The 15,925-nt window shown below is 64.9% G+C and carries 12 protein-coding genes; 7 read left to right on the top strand and 5 right to left on the bottom strand.

Features of this window, described 5'->3' with window-relative positions; genetic code table 11:
- Nucleotides 1–26: 26 nt before the first annotated feature.
- The 4 genes from Q1W68_RS18200 to Q1W68_RS18185 all read right to left on the bottom strand — a co-directional run bounded on the left by Q1W68_RS18200 (nucleotide 27) and on the right by Q1W68_RS18185 (nucleotide 4,209).
- A complete protein-coding gene (locus Q1W68_RS18200; protein WP_300651177.1) occupies nucleotides 27–974 on the bottom strand; it encodes an N-acetylmuramoyl-L-alanine amidase in 948 nt (315 codons plus the stop codon).
- Nucleotides 975–1,032: 58 nt separating this feature from the next.
- Nucleotides 1,033–1,941, bottom strand: a complete 909-nt coding sequence (locus Q1W68_RS18195; RefSeq protein WP_300659565.1) for a caspase family protein — start codon at nucleotides 1,939–1,941, stop codon at nucleotides 1,033–1,035.
- 235 nt (nucleotides 1,942–2,176) lie between these two features.
- Complete coding sequence (locus tag Q1W68_RS18190; protein WP_300659562.1) at nucleotides 2,177–3,904, bottom strand: cation acetate symporter; 1,728 nt, start codon at nucleotides 3,902–3,904, stop codon at nucleotides 2,177–2,179.
- Nucleotides 3,901–4,209: a DUF485 domain-containing protein gene (locus tag Q1W68_RS18185; RefSeq protein ID WP_300649210.1), complete on the bottom strand. Its 309-nt coding sequence runs from the start codon at nucleotides 4,207–4,209 to the stop codon at nucleotides 3,901–3,903. The genes Q1W68_RS18190 and Q1W68_RS18185 overlap by 4 nt, the downstream gene beginning before the upstream one ends.
- Nucleotides 4,210–4,584: 375 nt before the next feature.
- Between Q1W68_RS18185 and Q1W68_RS18180 the strand changes: the two genes are divergently transcribed.
- The gene (locus Q1W68_RS18180) at nucleotides 4,585–6,339 is read left to right on the top strand and encodes an MFS transporter (protein ID WP_300649211.1); all 1,755 of its coding nucleotides are present in this window, start codon (nucleotides 4,585–4,587) and stop codon (nucleotides 6,337–6,339) included.
- A gap of 190 nt (nucleotides 6,340–6,529) precedes the next feature.
- On the top strand, nucleotides 6,530–6,802 hold the full coding sequence (locus Q1W68_RS18175; RefSeq protein WP_300649213.1) for a hypothetical protein: 273 nt from the start codon (nucleotides 6,530–6,532) through the stop codon (nucleotides 6,800–6,802).
- 33 nt (nucleotides 6,803–6,835) lie between these two features.
- Here the strand turns inward: Q1W68_RS18175 and Q1W68_RS18170 are convergent, their stop codons facing one another.
- Nucleotides 6,836–7,657: a pyruvate, water dikinase regulatory protein gene (locus Q1W68_RS18170; protein WP_300659561.1), complete on the bottom strand. Its 822-nt coding sequence runs from the start codon at nucleotides 7,655–7,657 to the stop codon at nucleotides 6,836–6,838.
- 158 nt (nucleotides 7,658–7,815) lie between these two features.
- Between Q1W68_RS18170 and ppsA the strand changes: the two genes are divergently transcribed.
- The 5 genes from ppsA to Q1W68_RS18145 all read left to right on the top strand — a co-directional run bounded on the left by ppsA (nucleotide 7,816) and on the right by Q1W68_RS18145 (nucleotide 15,916).
- On the top strand, nucleotides 7,816–10,227 hold the full coding sequence (gene ppsA / locus Q1W68_RS18165) for a phosphoenolpyruvate synthase (protein WP_300717225.1): 2,412 nt from the start codon (nucleotides 7,816–7,818) through the stop codon (nucleotides 10,225–10,227).
- Between the two features lie 157 nt (nucleotides 10,228–10,384).
- Nucleotides 10,385–10,597, top strand: a complete 213-nt coding sequence (locus Q1W68_RS18160; RefSeq protein ID WP_300659557.1) for a hypothetical protein — start codon at nucleotides 10,385–10,387, stop codon at nucleotides 10,595–10,597.
- A 2-nt stretch (nucleotides 10,598–10,599) separates the two neighbouring features.
- The gene (locus Q1W68_RS18155) at nucleotides 10,600–13,350 is read left to right on the top strand and encodes a sensor histidine kinase (RefSeq protein WP_300717224.1); all 2,751 of its coding nucleotides are present in this window, start codon (nucleotides 10,600–10,602) and stop codon (nucleotides 13,348–13,350) included.
- The gene (locus tag Q1W68_RS18150; protein WP_300653635.1) at nucleotides 13,347–13,721 is read left to right on the top strand and encodes a response regulator; all 375 of its coding nucleotides are present in this window, start codon (nucleotides 13,347–13,349) and stop codon (nucleotides 13,719–13,721) included. Before Q1W68_RS18155 ends, Q1W68_RS18150 begins: the two co-directional genes overlap by 4 nt.
- The gene (locus Q1W68_RS18145; protein WP_300653638.1) at nucleotides 13,718–15,916 is read left to right on the top strand and encodes an exonuclease domain-containing protein; all 2,199 of its coding nucleotides are present in this window, start codon (nucleotides 13,718–13,720) and stop codon (nucleotides 15,914–15,916) included. The genes Q1W68_RS18150 and Q1W68_RS18145 overlap by 4 nt, the downstream gene beginning before the upstream one ends.
- Nucleotides 15,917–15,925: the final 9 nt, after the last annotated feature.

Raw genomic sequence — 15,925 nt, 5'->3', positions numbered from 1 at the left:
TCTGCATCAGATGCGCGCACCGGGCTTCAACGCCGCGCGCGGGTGGTCGTGGTTTCTTTGGCTGGCGCTGCGCGCTTTCGGGCGGGTGCCTTGGCCGGTGTTTTTGCCGCCACCGGCACGGCGCGCTGCGAGCGCGAAAGCACCCCGCCGCTGGAGCGTGTGGACGCCTGGCGCGTCACGAAGTCGTTGCAGACCCAGCCCTCCAGATCGGTGGCGCCCACCACCGCCACGCGGCTCCAGCGGTCTTGTGGTTCGAGCAGCACCAGCTCGGCGCCGCGCTTGAGTGCGGGCGCCACTTTGGGAAACTCGGCCGCCGGGCCGCTGCGGATGTTCAGGCTGGCGGCGTTGACCACCAGACGCACCGCCACATCGGCACCGCGACCCAATGCGCGGGCGCGCACAGCGGCCAGCGGGAACGCCGGCCCGGGGTCCACCTTGCGTCCGCGTGCGATGTCTTCGTGTCCCAGCACGTCCTTCAGGCCGTAATGCGCCACCAGCACCTCGCACAGCTGCAACGCGCGCTCGATCTGCACCTCGGTGAAGTGGTGCCAGGGCCGCACGCCGCCACCGTGCCGGTGTTCGGCCATCACCACCTCGTTGTCGGGGTAGGTCTTGCCGAACCACGACACGCAACGTTCTCCTTCGCGGTGCAGCAGGCCGGCGTTGTCCATCTCGATCCCGATGGCGTGGTGGTTCAGGCCATCGACGCCGTTCCACTGGCTCACGCCGGCGTGCCAGGTCACGGCGTTGAACGGCGCGAGCTGCACGATGCGTCCGTCGCGGCCGAGCACGATGTGCGCCGACGCGTTGCCCTGGGGCTTCTTCGTGCAGAGCGACTCCACCGAACTCTCCAGCGTGCGCCCGGCGGTGTAGTGCAAGACCACGAACTGCGGTCGCAGGACGCCGCCGACGTTGGGCGTGGCGCGAAAGCTCACATCGGGGCCGGTGAGACGGTGGTTCTGGATGCCGAGCATGTGAAACCCTCCCTGGGGGTGTCGATGCAAACAAGGCGCCGAGCCGGGCGCCGCCGGTTCAGACGCTGAACGGCGTCTGCTTCAAAAACGTGGCCGCTGGCCCGAGCGTGAACAGGTTGGGCGACTGCGTGGGTGGCAGGCCGGCGCGGATCAGCGCGTGCATGCGCGCGTAGCTGCCGGTGAAGGCGCCGTTGTTCCACACGCGCAGCAGTTGTTCGGTGAAGGCCCCGTTGTGGTCGCCGTCCATGGAGAACTGGTTGTCCTGACACCCCGAGATGAGGATGAGCGCGGGCTTGAATGCCTTGACGATGCCGGTGAGGCGGTTGCTCACGGTGACATTGGCCAGCGCGGTGTCGGGATCGGTCACGCGCCCACCGGCGTGCCTGGCCACGTCGTTCTGGAGCTGGTCGTAGAAGGCCTTGTGCGCCGCGTAGACCCGCATGCCCACGGCCAGCGGCATGATGCGCGGGCGCTGCGCCGGTGTGCCGGGCTGTGGCCGCCCGGCGCGCACCACCGTACCGCTGTGGCAACTGTCCGAGACCACGAAGATGCGCACACCGGCCTTGAACAGGCTGAGCTCGTAGTAGAGCTCGTCGTCGATCAGCTGGCCGTCGAACAGGCACCAGGTTTCGTCCTGCTTGTCGTCTTTTTCTTCACCGCTCACGTCCGGCACCTGGCCACCATGCCCGGAAAAACTCATGAAGAAAAAGTCACCGGTGGAAAGTGATTTGGCCGCTTTGCGCAGCGCCGCCAGCAGGTTGGAGCGCGTGGCTTTTTTGGTGATCAGCAGGGTGCTTTTCATGCCTTGTGATGTGGCCAGGGCGGCCATGTCGTGGGCATCGAATTCACAGGCCGCCAGCGGTCCGGTCCAGCCCTCGTAGTGGGCGGCGCTCACCTCGTTGATGCCGATGTGAAGCGACAGGGCCTGCGGCTTTTTTGCGGCGGTGGCAGATGCTTGGCTGGACATTTGAACTCCCCCGGGTGGCTGTTTCAAATTGTTTGAACTGTGCAATCTGTCACAAATTCTGGGCGCTTTGTGCCTATGAAGCAATTCACAAGTTGTAAGTGAATGTCTGTTGTGGGAGCTTTTGGGTTAAGCCTTGTGCTTGCTGTGTACACCGCCCTCATGGACAAAGGGGGCCTGGACCGCATCGCGAATCCAGGCCCCCAGGCGTGCATCGAACCGTTGAAATCGGTGCTCTTCAGTGGCCCGAAGCACCCGATGCGCCGATGCCGGTTTCCGAACGCACCTGCTGCGCAAGGAAGCCCGCGCGGTCGATCTTGGCGCGCCGGCTGTTGTCCAGGATGGAGAAGAGCCAGATGCCCACGAAGCCGATGGTCATGGAGAAGAGGGCGGGCGAGGTGTAGGGGAACAGCGCCGAGCCTTTGGGGTTGCCCAGCGTCACTTCCCACACCGAGGGCGACACGACGGTGAGCGCCACCGACGAGATCAGCCCGAGGAAACCACCGATCACCGCGCCCTTGGTCGTGCAGTCTTTCCACAGCACGCTCATGAACAGCACGGGGAAGTTGGCCGAGGCCGCGATGGCAAACGCCAGCGACACCATGAAGGCGATGTTCTGCTTCTCGAACGCGATGCCCAGCACCACCGCCACCACGCCGAGCGCGATGGTCGTCATCTTGGACACCCGCAGCTCGGAAGCGCTGTCGGCCTTGCCCTTCTTGATGACGGTGGCGTAGAGGTCGTGCGAGACGGCCGAGGCGCCCGAGAGCGTGAGGCCAGCCACCACCGCGAGGATGGTGGCAAAGGCCACCGCCGAGATGAAGCCCAGGAACACGTTGCCGCCCACCGCGTTGGACAGGTGCACCGCCGCCATGTTGTTGCCGCCCAGCAGCGCGCCCTTGGCGTCGAGGAACTGCGGGTTGGTCAGCACGAACGTGATCGCGCCGAAACCGATGATGAAGGTCAGCAGGTAGAAGTAGCCGATCCAGCCGGTGGCCCACATCACCGACTTGCGCGCTTCCTTGGCGCTGGGCACGGTGAAGAAGCGCATCAGGATGTGCGGCAGGCCGGCGGTGCCGAACATCAGCGCCATGCCGAAGCTGATGGCCGAGATCGGGTCCTTGACGAAGTTGCCCGGCCCCATGATGGATTGGCCCAGCGAGGCCGCCACCTCGGCGGTCTTGCCGTCCTTCAGGGCCAGGTCGGTCTTGATCTTCACCGCGCCGGCGAACATGGCCTCGGGGCTGAAGCCGAAGTGCCACAGCACCGACAGCGCCATGAACGAGGCGCCACCCAGCAACAGGCAGGCCTTGATGATCTGCACCCAGGTGGTGGCCGTCATGCCGCCGAACAGCACGTAGACCATCATCAGCGCGCCCACGATCACCACGGCGATCCAGTACTCCAGACCGAACAGCAGCTTGATCAGCTGGCCCGCACCCACCATCTGCGCGATCAAGTAGAAGGCCACCACCACCAGCGTGCCCGAGGCCGCGAAGATGCGGATGGGCGTTTGCTCGAAGCGGAAAGCCGCCACGTCGGCGAAGGTGAACTTGCCCAGGTTGCGCAGGCGCTCGGCCATCAGGAAGGTGATGACCGGCCAGCCCACCAGGAAGCCGATGGAGTAGATGAGACCGTCAAAGCCACTGGCCATCACCGCCGCCGAAATGCCGAGGAAAGACGCGGCCGACATGTAGTCGCCCGCGATCGCCAGGCCGTTCTGAAAGCCGGTGATGCCGCCACCGGCGGTGTAGAAGTCCGACGCCGACTTGGTCTTGGCCGCGGCCCATTTGGTGATGAACAGCGTGAACAGCACGAAGGCGCCGAACATGCCGATGGCGGTCCAGTTGGTGGCCTGCTTCTCGGACTGACCGAGGTCGGCGCCAGCGGCCCAGACAGCGGCCGACACCCCGAAGAGGGCCAGCAGTGTGAGGATGCGGCGCAGGGTGGGCGTGAGGTGCTTCATTTCGTCACCGCCTGTGCCACTGCGTTGGAGAGTTCGTCGAACTCGGTGTTGGCGCGCTTCACGTAGATCGCCGTGATGACGATGGTGAACACGATGACGCCGAAGCCGATCGGTATGCCGATCGTCATCACACCGTCACCGAACCGCTGCGAGAGGAACGCCTTGTTGAAGGCCACCAGCAGGATGAAGCCGTAGTACACGACCATCATCGCCAGGGTCAGCCACCAGCCGAAGCTGGATCGTTTCGCCTTGAGCTCCTGGTACTTCGGGTGGCTCAGGATGCGTTGGACCATGTCGTCTTGCATGGGGTCTCCTCGGTTGTGAAATGGAGCCCTCAGCGTGCGCCCGGGCTCTTACCAAGCACTGACCCGAATCTGAAGTGATGCTGACAAGGTGTCTGTCTGGTGCCGTACGCAAGCAGCCCGCTTGCTCTACTTTTGAAAGCTTCGAGTCAGCTTCGCCGCTTTCTCCTAAGGGCTTTCCCTAGATTTGAACGGTTGCGTCATGCCTGCAATTTTTCAGTAAGAAACCGTTAACACACTCGCCGCCGGAGTCACAAACTGATCCGCAGCCGACTGCGGGTGAGAACCGTCGGGCCACTGTGCCGGACCTACATGGAGCAAGCGAAAACAATGGCAACAGCTGACATGGCGAACAATGTGCGGGAGCGATCCCGTCCGATGACCCGCGAAGAGAAGAAGGTCATCATGGCCTCTTCCGCGGGCACGATTTTCGAGTGGTACGACTTCTATTTGTATGGCTCGCTGGCGGCCATCATCGGAGCCCAGTTCTTCACCGCTTTCCCTGAAAGCACGCGCAACGTGTTCGCGCTGCTGGCCTTCGCTGCCGGCTTCATCGTGCGCCCCTTCGGCGCGCTGGTGTTCGGCATGCTGGGCGACATGATCGGTCGCAAGTACACCTTCCTGATGACCATCGTCATCATGGGCGTCTCGACCTTCCTGGTGGGCATCCTGCCCAACTATGAAACCATCGGCACGGCGGCGCCCATCATCCTGATCCTGCTGCGCATGGCGCAGGGTCTGGCCCTGGGCGGCGAGTACGGTGGTGCAGCCATCTACGTGGCCGAACACGCGCCCGCCAACCAGCGTGGTTACTTCACCGCCTTCATCCAGACCACGGCAACGCTGGGCCTGCTGCTGTCGCTGATCGTGATCCTGTCGGTTCAAGGCTACGTCAACGGTGCCTACCCCGATGTGCCTCTGCTGAAGGATGGCGTGGCGGTCCTGATGGCCGACGGCAATCCGACCATGGTCAAGGCGTTCAACGCCTGGGGCTGGCGCATTCCGTTCATTGGCTCGATCTTCCTGCTGGCCATCTCGCTCTACATCCGACTGCAGATGAACGAGAGCCCGGCCTTCAAGAAAATGAAGGAAGAGGGTCGCACGTCCAAGGCTCCGCTGAGCGAAGCCTTCGGCAACTGGAAAAACGGCAAGATCGCACTGCTCGCGCTGCTGGGTCTGGTCGCTGGTCAGGCCGTCGTTTGGTACACCGGCCAGTTCTATGCGCTGTTCTTCATGCAGAACGTGATCAAGGTCGACAGCTTCACCGCCAACGTCATGGTCGCCTGGTCGCTGATCCTGGGCACGGGTGGCTTCCTGGTCTTCGGCGCGCTGTCCGACCGCATTGGCCGCAAGCCCATCATCCTGACCGGCTGCCTGCTGGGTGCGCTCACCTTCCTGCCGGTGTTCACGGCCCTGACCAAGACCGCCAACCCGGCGCTCTACACGGCACACCAGACGCCCGTCACGGTGACGGTGTCGCCGACCGACTGCTCGTTCCAGTTCAACCCGACCGGCACGGTGAAGTTCACGTCGTCCTGCGACATTGCCAAGGCACAACTGGCCCGCACCTCGGTGAACTACGAGACCATCGAGAGCGCGGCCGGCACGGTTGCCACCGTCAAGGTGGGTGAGACCGCCATCGTGTCGTACGACGCGAGCAAGTTGACCGGCGATGAGCTGAAGAAAGCGAAAGCCACCTTCGACGGCAGCCTGAATGCCGCGCTGAAGCAGGCGGGTTATCCGCTGGTGCCGGCCGACAACACATCCATCGCCAAAGCCAATCACTTCTTCGACATCTTCTCGGCGCAGAAGCTCACCATCGTTGCCATCCTGACTTATCTCGTCATCCTGGTGACCATGGTCTACGGCCCGATTGCCGCCATGCTGGTGGAAATGTTCCCGACCCGCATCCGCTACTCCGGTCTGTCGCTGCCGTATCACATCGGCAACGGCTGGTTCGGTGGTCTGATGCCCGCCACCGCGTTTGCGATCTCAGCGCAGACCGGGAACATCTACTCCGGTCTGTGGTACGCCATCGTGATCGCCGTCATGACGGTGGTGATCGGCACGATCTTCGTGCCGGGTGGCACGCACAAGAAGGACATCTTCGCCGGCGACTCAGCCGCTCGATAATGACGGGCCGATGATCGGGCCTTGGTCCTCCCGGGGACCTTGGCCCGATTGTTTTTGCGATCCGACCTTCTCCCGATTGGGCAGATGGTCGGCTTGCTTCTCGCAAATCCGATGGTGATCTCGCCGTCGGATTTGCAAGGTGCATGAAGAGGCGGGCAGGCTGCCCGTTCAAACCCCTAGGAAACGCCCCGTGACTGATCTCGTGTTCTCGCAATTGACCGACGTGTTCCGCATCGGCCTGATCATTGCCTTGGTGGTCACCATGCTGAGAACCGCGCCGGTGACCGGGCGTGTCCTGCCGTTGGCCTGCGGCGTGGTGTTTGTCGCCGTGATACTGCCAACCACCATGCCGGGTGGTTCGGCCAGCCTCACGCAGGCCATTTTGGCGGGGCTCGTTTCGAACCTGGTCATCCTGGTGCTGGTTCTGGGCATCGCCAGACTGGTCTCACGCTTGCGCCGGTGAATCCCGCAGTGGCCTGCCACTGGAGGAGGCGGATCAGTACTCCAGGCGTTCGGGCCGGATTTCCTGCAGGATGGTCGTCGCAATCTCCTCGATCGACTTGGTGGTCGTTGACAACCACCGGATGCCCTCGCGCCGCATCATCCCTTCGGCCTCGCTCACTTCCATGCGGCAGTTCTCCAGGCTCGCGTAGCGCGAGTTGGGGCGGCGCTCGTTGCGGATCTCGCTGAGGCGCTCCGGCGCAATCGTCAGTCCAAAGATCTTCTTGCGGTGCGGCACCAGGGCGGGGGGCAGCTTGCGGCGCTCGAAGTCTTCGGGGATCAGCGGGTAGTTGGACGCCTTCAGACCGTATTGCATGGCCAGGTAGAGCGAGGTCGGTGTCTTGCCGCTGCGGCTCACCCCCACCAGGATCACATCCGACCCTTGCAGGTCCTTGTGGCTCTGGCCGTCGTCGTGCGCCAGCGAGAAGTTGATCGCCTCGATGCGGTCGTTGTAGGCCTTGCTCTTGGAGGCGTCCGAAAAGCGCCCCACGCGGTGGTTGGACTTGATGCCCAGCTCCTGCTCCATGGGCTCCACGAAGGTGCCGAACATGTCGAGCATCATGCCGTTGCAGTGGTTCTGAAACACGGCCAGCACCTCCATGTTGACCACGGTGGTGAAGACCAGCGGGCGTTTGCCCTCGATCTCGGCGGTGTGGTTGATCTGGCGCACCGCCTGGTGCGCCTTGTCCACGCTGTCCAGAAACGGCAGGCGCACGCGCCGCACCTCGATCTCGAACTGGGCCAGCAGGGCGTTGCCAAAGGTCTCGGCGGTGATGCCGGTGCCGTCGGAGATGAAGAAGACCGTTCGGTTGGGCATGGGGCGCGTCCTTACAATACCGGGTGTTGTGTCGGGGCCATTATCAATGGCCCTGCCGTCTCATTTGCCTCCCTGCCCGGTGCCAGACCCACAACAGAACAACAGGTCACCAGCCCCCCGCATGGAACCCCCGGTTTTTCAACCTTAGGAGTTTTCCCATGTCCCACCTGTTTGGAGCGACCGATCTGGTCGTGCCGTTCGAGCACCTGCGCATGACCGACGTCGAGTCGGTCGGCGGCAAGAACGCCAGCCTCGGCGAGATGATTTCGCAACTGCCCAGCGGCGTGAAAGTGCCGACCGGCTTCGCCACCACGGCACATGCCTTCCGCGAGTTCCTGAAATTCGACGGCCTGACCGACCGCATCAACGCCCGCCTGGACGCGCTGGACACCGAGGACGTGCGCGCGCTGGCCCAGGCCGGTGCCGAGATCCGCGCGATGGTCGAAAACCAGCCGTTCCCGGCCGATCTGGAAAAGGCCATCCGCGAAGCGTTTGTGACGCTCACCCACGGCAACGACACGGCCTCGTTTGCCGTGCGCTCCTCGGCCACGGCCGAAGACCTGCCCGATGCATCCTTCGCCGGCCAGCAGGAAACCTTCCTCAACGTGATCGGCATCGAGGAGGTGCTGCACAAGATGAAGGAGGTGTTCGCATCGCTGTACAACGACCGCGCCATCAGCTACCGCGTGCACAAGGGCTTTGCCCACGCCGACGTGGCCTTGAGCGCTGGCGTGCAGCGCATGGTGCGTTCCGACCTGGGTGCCGCCGGTGTCATGTTCACCATCGACACCGAGAGCGGTTTTGAAGACGTGGTCTTCATCACCAGCAGCTACGGCCTGGGCGAGACCGTGGTGCAGGGCGCCGTGAACCCCGACGAGTTTTACGTGCACAAGCCCATGCTCAAGGCCGGCAAGCGCGCGCTGATCCGCCGCAACCTGGGCAGCAAGCTGATCCAGATGGGTTTCACCTCCGGAGCCGAGAAGTCGGGCGACGGCGTCCACAAGGGCAAGCTGGTGAAGACCACCGACGTGCCGGTGGAACTGCGCAACCGCTACAGCCTGACCGATGCCGACGTCGAGCAGCTGGCGCGCTACGCGATGGTGATCGAGCAGCACTACGGCCGCCCGATGGACATCGAGTGGGGCAAGGACGGCATCGACGGCGAGCTCTACATCCTGCAGGCCCGCCCCGAGACGGTGAAGAGCCAGAGCGCCGGCAAGACCGAGGTGCGCTACAAGCTCAAGGGCAAGGGCACGGTGCTGGCCTCGGGCCGCGCCATTGGCCAGAAGGTGGGCACAGGCCCGGTTCGGCTGGTGCACAACATCAGCGAAATGGACAAGGTGCAGCCCGGCGACGTGCTGGTGACCGACATGACCGACCCGAACTGGGAGCCGGTGATGAAGCGGGCGAGTGCCATCGTCACCAACCGCGGCGGGCGCACCTGCCACGCGGCCATCATCGCGCGCGAGCTGGGCATTCCGGCGGTGGTGGGTTGCGGCGACGCCACCGAGCACCTCAAAGACGGCACGCTGGTCACGGTGAGCTGCGCCGAGGGCGACACCGGCCACATCTACGACGGCCTGCTGGAGACCGAGATCACCGAAGTGCAGCGCGGCGAGATGCCCCCGCTGGACGTGAAGATCATGATGAACGTGGGCAACCCGCAGCTGGCCTTTGACTTCTGCCAGATTCCCAACGGCGGCGTGGGTCTGGCGCGACTCGAATTCATCATCAACAACAACATCGGCGTGCACCCCAAGGCGATCCTGGACTACCCCGCGGTGGACGCCGACCTGAAGAAGGCGGTGGAGTCGGTGGCCCGTGGCCATGCGTCGCCGCGCGCCTTCTATGTCGACAAGGTCGCCGAAGGCGTGGCCACCATCGCAGCGGCCTTCTGGCCCAAGCCGGTGATCGTGCGCCTGTCGGACTTCAAGAGCAACGAGTACCGCAAGCTGGTGGGTGGATCGCGCTACGAGCCCGATGAAGAAAACCCGATGCTGGGTTTCCGCGGTGCGGCGCGCTACATCAGCGAAGACTTCCGTGAAGCCTTCGCCATGGAGTGCGAAGCGCTCAAGCGCGTGCGCGAAGACATGGGCCTGGACAATGTGCAGGTGATGGTGCCGTTCGTGCGCACATTGGCGCAGGCCAAGCGCGTGACCGAGCTCATGGCCGACAAGGGCCTCAAGCGCGGTGACAACGGTCTGAAGGTCATCATGATGTGCGAGATCCCCAGCAACGCGGTGCTGGCCAAGGACTTCCTGCAGTACTTCGACGGCTTCTCCATCGGCTCGAACGACCTGACCCAGCTCACCCTGGGCCTGGACCGCGACTCCGGCCTGGAACTGCTCGCGCACGACTTCGACGAGCGCGACCCGGCGGTGAAGGCGCTGCTGAAGATGGCCATCAGCGCCTGCCTGGCCGAAGGCAAGTACGTGGGCATCTGCGGACAGGGCCCCAGCGACCATCCCGACTTTGCGCAGTGGCTGCGCGACGAAGGCATCAGCTCGATCTCGCTGAACCCGGACTCGGTGGTCGACACCTGGCAATTGCTCTCGTCCGGCCAGAAGTGAACCCCCGGCGCTGCGGCGTCTGAGCGGCAAAGCGGCAGCGGGCAACCCTGCCGCTTTTTTCATGGCCATGCCGCGTCGGTGCAAGGTCGGCGCATGGCGCACAATCGAATAGGCCACCAGCGGTCAGCGGCCGCGGCGGACGATCGAGGAGACAACCATGTTCAAAGGCCTTGCCGCCCAGCGCCTGGTGGCCCTGTTCTTCGCCGCTGCGGCGTTGTTCAACTTTCCCTTGCTGGCCTTGTGGGACCACGACGCGCGCGTGTGGGGTCTGCCCCTGTTTCCGCTGGCGCTTTTCGTCATCTGGGGTGTGCTGATTGCGGCCCTCGCCTGGGTGGTGGAACACCGCAGCAACGTGCCACCAGCCGACTGACCATGCTCCCGGCCCCGCTGGTCATCGGCGTCTCCTTTGCCTACCTGCTGCTGCTGTTTGCGGTGGCTCATTGGGGCGACCTGCGGGCCGCGCAGGGGCGCTCGGTGATCTCCAGTCCGTGGGTCTACGCCTTGTCCATGGCGGTGTACTGCACCGCCTGGACCTACTTCGGCAGCGTGGGGCGCGCGGCCAGTTCCGGTGTGTGGTTTTTGCCGATCTACCTCGGACCCATGCTGGCCATGTTGCTGGCCTGGATGGTGGTGCGAAAGATGATCCGCATCGCCAAGACCTATCGCATCACGTCGATTGCCGACTTCATCGCCAGCCGCTACGGCAAGAGCCCGCTGCTGGCCGGCCTGGTGACGCTCATCACGGTGGTGGGCATCGTTCCCTACATTGCGCTGCAGCTCAAGGCCATTGCCAGCGGGTACGCGGTGCTCACCTCCCCGCTGGGCATGCCGGCGGTGCAGAGTGCCGACTGGTGGAGCGACAGCACGCTGTACGTGGCGCTGGCCCTCGCCGGTTTCACCATCGTGTTTGGCGCGCGCCACCTGGACAGCACCGAGCGCCACGAAGGCATGGTGGCGGCGATTGCGTTCGAGTCGGTGGTCAAGCTGGTGGCGTTCATGGCGGTGGGTCTGTTCGTCTGCTTCGGCCTCTTTGCCAGCCCGGCGGCGCTGTTTGACCAGGCCCACGCGGTGGATGAGCTGCGCCGCCTGATGCAGTTTGGCCAGGGTCAGCCGTTTGCTTACGCGCAGTGGTTGGGCCTGACCTTGCTGGCCATGCTGTCGGTGATTTTTTTGCCGCGTCAGTTCCAGGTGATGGTGGTGGAAAACGTGGACGAGAACCACCTGCGCCGAGCGGTCTGGGCGTTTCCGCTGTACTTGTTGCTGATCAACCTCTTTGTGTTGCCCATCGCGCTGGGCGGTCTGCTGCACTTTGGCCCCGGGCGCATGGACCCCGAGACCTTTGTTCTCTCGCTGCCGTTGTCGCAGGGGCAGGGCGCGCTGGCGCTGTTCGCCTTCGTGGGCGGACTCTCGGCCGCCACCGGCATGGTGATCGTCGAAGCCATCGCGGTGTCCACCATGGTCTGCAACGACCTGGTGATGCCGCTGCTGCTGCGCATGCGGCGCTTTGGCGCGCGCGCCAGCGGTGACCTCACCGCGGTGCTGCTGCGCATCCGGCGCCTGGCCATCCTGGGCATCCTGCTGCTGGGCTATCTGTACTTTCACCTGGCTGGCGAGGCCTACGCGCTGGTGAGCATCGGCCTCATCAGCTTTGCAGCGGTGGCGCAGTTTGCACCCGCACTGCTGGGCGGCATGTACTGGAAGGGCGGCACGCAGCGCGGGGCGCTGGCGGGGCTGCTGCTGGGTTTTGCATGCTGGGCCTACACCCTCATGCTGCCCTCGCTGGTCAAGTCGGGCTGGCTGACCGCCGGCTTCCTGGAACAGGGGCCCTGGGGCTGGTGGCTGCTCAAGCCCGAGGCCTTTCTGGGCCTGGCCGGGCTCGACAACCTCACGCATTCGCTGATCTGGAGCCTGCTGGCCAACGTGGCGGCCTATGTGGGTGTGTCGCTCTGGCGGGCGCCCACCGCGCGCGAAACCAGCCAGGCCGTGTTGTTTGTGGATGTGTTCCAACGCACGCCGGCTTCGCGCCCGGTGTTCTGGCAGGGCAAGGCGCAGGTGTCGGCCCTGCTGCCGCTGGTGGGACGTTTCCTCGGCGTGGAGGCGGCGCAGCGCCTGTTCGAAGGCTATGCCGTGCGGGTGGGCGCGCGGCAGATCGAACAGATCCCCGCCGACGCGCGCCTGGTGCATTTTGTGGAAACCCAGCTGGCGGGTGCCATCGGCAGCGCGTCGGCGCGGGTGATGGTGGCCTCGGTGGTGGAGGAGGAGGCGCTGGACCTGGACGACGTGATGCGCATCCTCGACGAAGCCTCGCAGCTGCGCGCCTATTCGCACGCGCTGGAGGAGAAGTCTCAGTCGCTGGAGCGGGCCACCGCCGACCTGCGTCAGGCCAACGAACAGCTCAAGAGCCTGGACCGGCTCAAGGACGATTTCATGTCGTCGGTGACGCACGAACTGCGCACGCCCTTGACCTCGATCAGGGCCCTGGCCGAACTCATGCGGGACGATGCAGAAATGGACACCGTGCAACGGCAACAGTTTGTGGGCATCATCGTGGGCGAGGCCGAACGGCTGAGCCGCTTGGTGAACCAGGTGCTGGACATGGCCAAGATCGAGGCGGGCCACGCCGAGTGGCACGACGACGAGGTGGACATGAAAGCGCTGCTGGAACAGGCCGCCGGCACCATGGCCGAGCCGCTGCGCGAGCGCGGTGTGCGGCTGGTGCTGGATGTGCCGCCTCGGGTGCAGCCGCTGCAGGCCGACGCCGACCGCCTGATGCAGGTGGTGCTCAACCTGCTGTCGAACGCCGCCAAGTACGCGCCGCGCGACACCGGGTGTGTGGTGTTGAGCCTGAAGGACCGCGAGGAAGGTGTCGAAGTGGAAGTGCAGGACAACGGGCCGGGCATTGCGCCCGAACAGCAAAGCATGGTGTTCGAGAAGTTTCGCCAGATCGCGGGGGATGCGCATTACCGGCCCGGCGGCACGGGCCTGGGCTTGCCGATCAGCCGCCAGATCGTGACGCACCTGGGCGGGCGCATGTGGCTGCGGTCCACGGCGGGGCAGGGTGCGGTGTTCGGCTTCTCGTTGCCCCGCCACCGACCGACAACAACGCAAGGAGACGCACCGTGAGCCACAAAATCCTGATCGCCGACGACGAGCCCAACATCCTGATCTCGCTGGAATTCCTGATGAAGCGCGAAGGGTTCGAGGTGGTGCTCGCGCGCGACGGGCAGGAAGCCATCGAGGCCATCGTGCGCGAGCGACCGGCGCTGGTGCTGCTCGATGTGATGATGCCGGTGAAGACCGGTTTTGATGTCTGCAGCGAGGTGCGCGCCAGCGAGAGCCTGCGCGACACGCTCATCGTGATGCTCACCGCCAAGGGGCGCGACACCGACGTGGCCAAGGGCCTGGCGCTGGGCGCCGACGCTTACATGACCAAGCCGTTTTCCACCCGGGAGTTGGTGCAGAAAGTGCGCGAGCTGCTGGAACCTGCGCCATGAGCCGACGACCCGTTGACCGGCGGTTGTGGCTCGGCGTGGGGCTGGCTGGCGCCGCGGTGTTGCTGTGGCTGGGCGCCACGGCGGGCATCGTCTGGTCGACGCTGGATGAGGCACAGCGCGAACGGATGCTGGATCTGCTGAGCACGCGCGGCACGCTGGTGGCCATGATGGTCGTGGTGTTGTTCGGCGCGCTGGCGTTCACGGTGCGTGCGCTCATCCAGCACTTCATCGAACCCGCCGCCCAGCTGGCCGAGGAGGGCATGGTGCTGGTGCGCACCGATGTGGCCCGCAGCCTGCCGCCACAGGGCAGCGCTGAAAACCGCGCACTCACCGAGGTGGTCAACCAGCTGGTGGCCCAGCGCACGCGGCTGGGCAGCGAGATGGACGCGCGCGTGCAGGAAGCCAGCCGCGACATCGAGCAGGAAAAAATCCGGCTGGCTGCGTTGATGGCCGAGCTCACGCAGAGTGTGGTGGTGTGCAATCTGGACGGGCGCATCCTGCTCTACAACCAGCGCGCTCGCCAGCAGTTCCGGGCGCTCTCGCAAGCGCCCGAGGTGGGCGGTGGCGCCGAGCTGATCGGCCTGGGGCGCTCGATCTACACGGTGTTTGACCGCAAGCTGGTGGCGCATGCGCTGGAGAACATCCAGCAGCGCATGCTCGCGGGGGTTGCCCAGCCGTCGGCCCAGCTCGTCACCACCACACCGGCGGGTCAGTTGCTGCGGGTGCAGATGGCGCCGGTGCGCTCGGCGCAGGCCCAGAGCGCTGAAGACGCGGCCGACCGGGCGGAGCTCACCGGCTTCGTGCTCATGCTCGACAACATCACGCGCGAGTTCGAGGCCGAATCGGCACGCGACCGGGTGCTGCACACCCTGACCGAAGGCACGCGCTCGGCCCTGGCCAACATGCAGGCCGCGCTGGACGTGCTGGACCACCCCGATCTGGAGCCCGCCGGACGCGACCGGTTCCTGCGCGTGATCCGGGAAGAGAGCGGTGCGCTGGCGCGGCGCATCGTGACGATCGAATCGGACAACGCGCACAACCTCAAGACCCGCTGGCCGCTGGAAGACATGCTGGGAGCCGACCTGGTGTCGGCGGCGATGCGCCGCATCGAGACCGTGACTGGTCTGCCCGCCAGCGCGCTGGAGGTGAATCCGACCCTGTGGCTCAAGGTCGAGAGCTTTTCGTTGTTGCAAGTGCTGGTGTATCTCGCCGGCCGCCTGGCCGAGGAGTTCGGTGTGCGCTTCGTGCAGTTGCGGCTGGACACGGCCACCGGCAGTGCCGGCAAGGCGCAGCTCGATTTGATCTGGTCCGGGCAGGCGATCAGTAACGAGACGGTGATGAGTTGGGAAATGGAGGCGCTGAAGGTCGGCAACGAGGTCACGAGTCTGAGTGTGCGCGACGTGATCGAGCGTCACGGTGGCGCCTTCTGGTTCGAGCGCGAGCGCACGCGCCACCAGGCATTTTTCCGCATCCTGCTGCCACTGGCCGATCCGCGGGACCAGGCCGATGCGCTCAACTTCGTGCGCAGCGAGAGCCGGCCCGAGTATTACGACTTCGATCTCTTCAAAACCACCGAACAGACCCGCTCGCTGGATGAGCGTCGCCTGGCCGATCTGGTCTACACCGTGTTCGACACCGAGACCACCGGGCTGGAGCCCTCCATGGGCGACGAGATCATCCAGATCGGCGCGGCGCGCATCGTCAACGGCAAGCTGCTTCGGCAGGAGTGTTTCGAGCAGCTGGTGGATCCGCAGCGCAGCATCCCGGCGGCCTCGATTCCCATCCACGGCATCCAGCCCGCGATGGTGGTGGGTCAACCGAAGATCGGCGAGGTGTTGCCGGCTTTCCATGCCTTCGCGCAGGACACGGTGCTGGTGGCGCACAACGCCGCCTTCGACATGCGTTTTCTGCAGATCAAGGAGAAGTCCACCGGCGTGGTGTTCGATCAACCGGTGCTCGACACGCTGTTGCTGTCGGCGGTGATTCACCCCAGCCAGGATTCACACCGGCTGGAGGCGATTGCCGAACGGTTTGATGTGCCGGTGATCGGCCGCCACACGGCGATGGGCGATGCCATGGTGACGGCGGAAATCTTCATCAAGCTGATCCCGCTGCTGGCGCAGCAGGGCATCCACACGCTGGGGCAGGCGCGCGAAGCCGCTCAGAAGACCTATTTTTCGCGCCTGAAGTACTGAAACTCCGGG

The sequence above is a fragment of the Hydrogenophaga sp. genome, assembly GCF_030158645.1.
Classification (GTDB): domain Bacteria; phylum Pseudomonadota; class Gammaproteobacteria; order Burkholderiales; family Burkholderiaceae_C; genus Hydrogenophaga.
The sequence above is the reverse complement of the archived record's forward strand: the minus strand, read 5'-3'. Positions and strand labels throughout refer to the sequence as shown.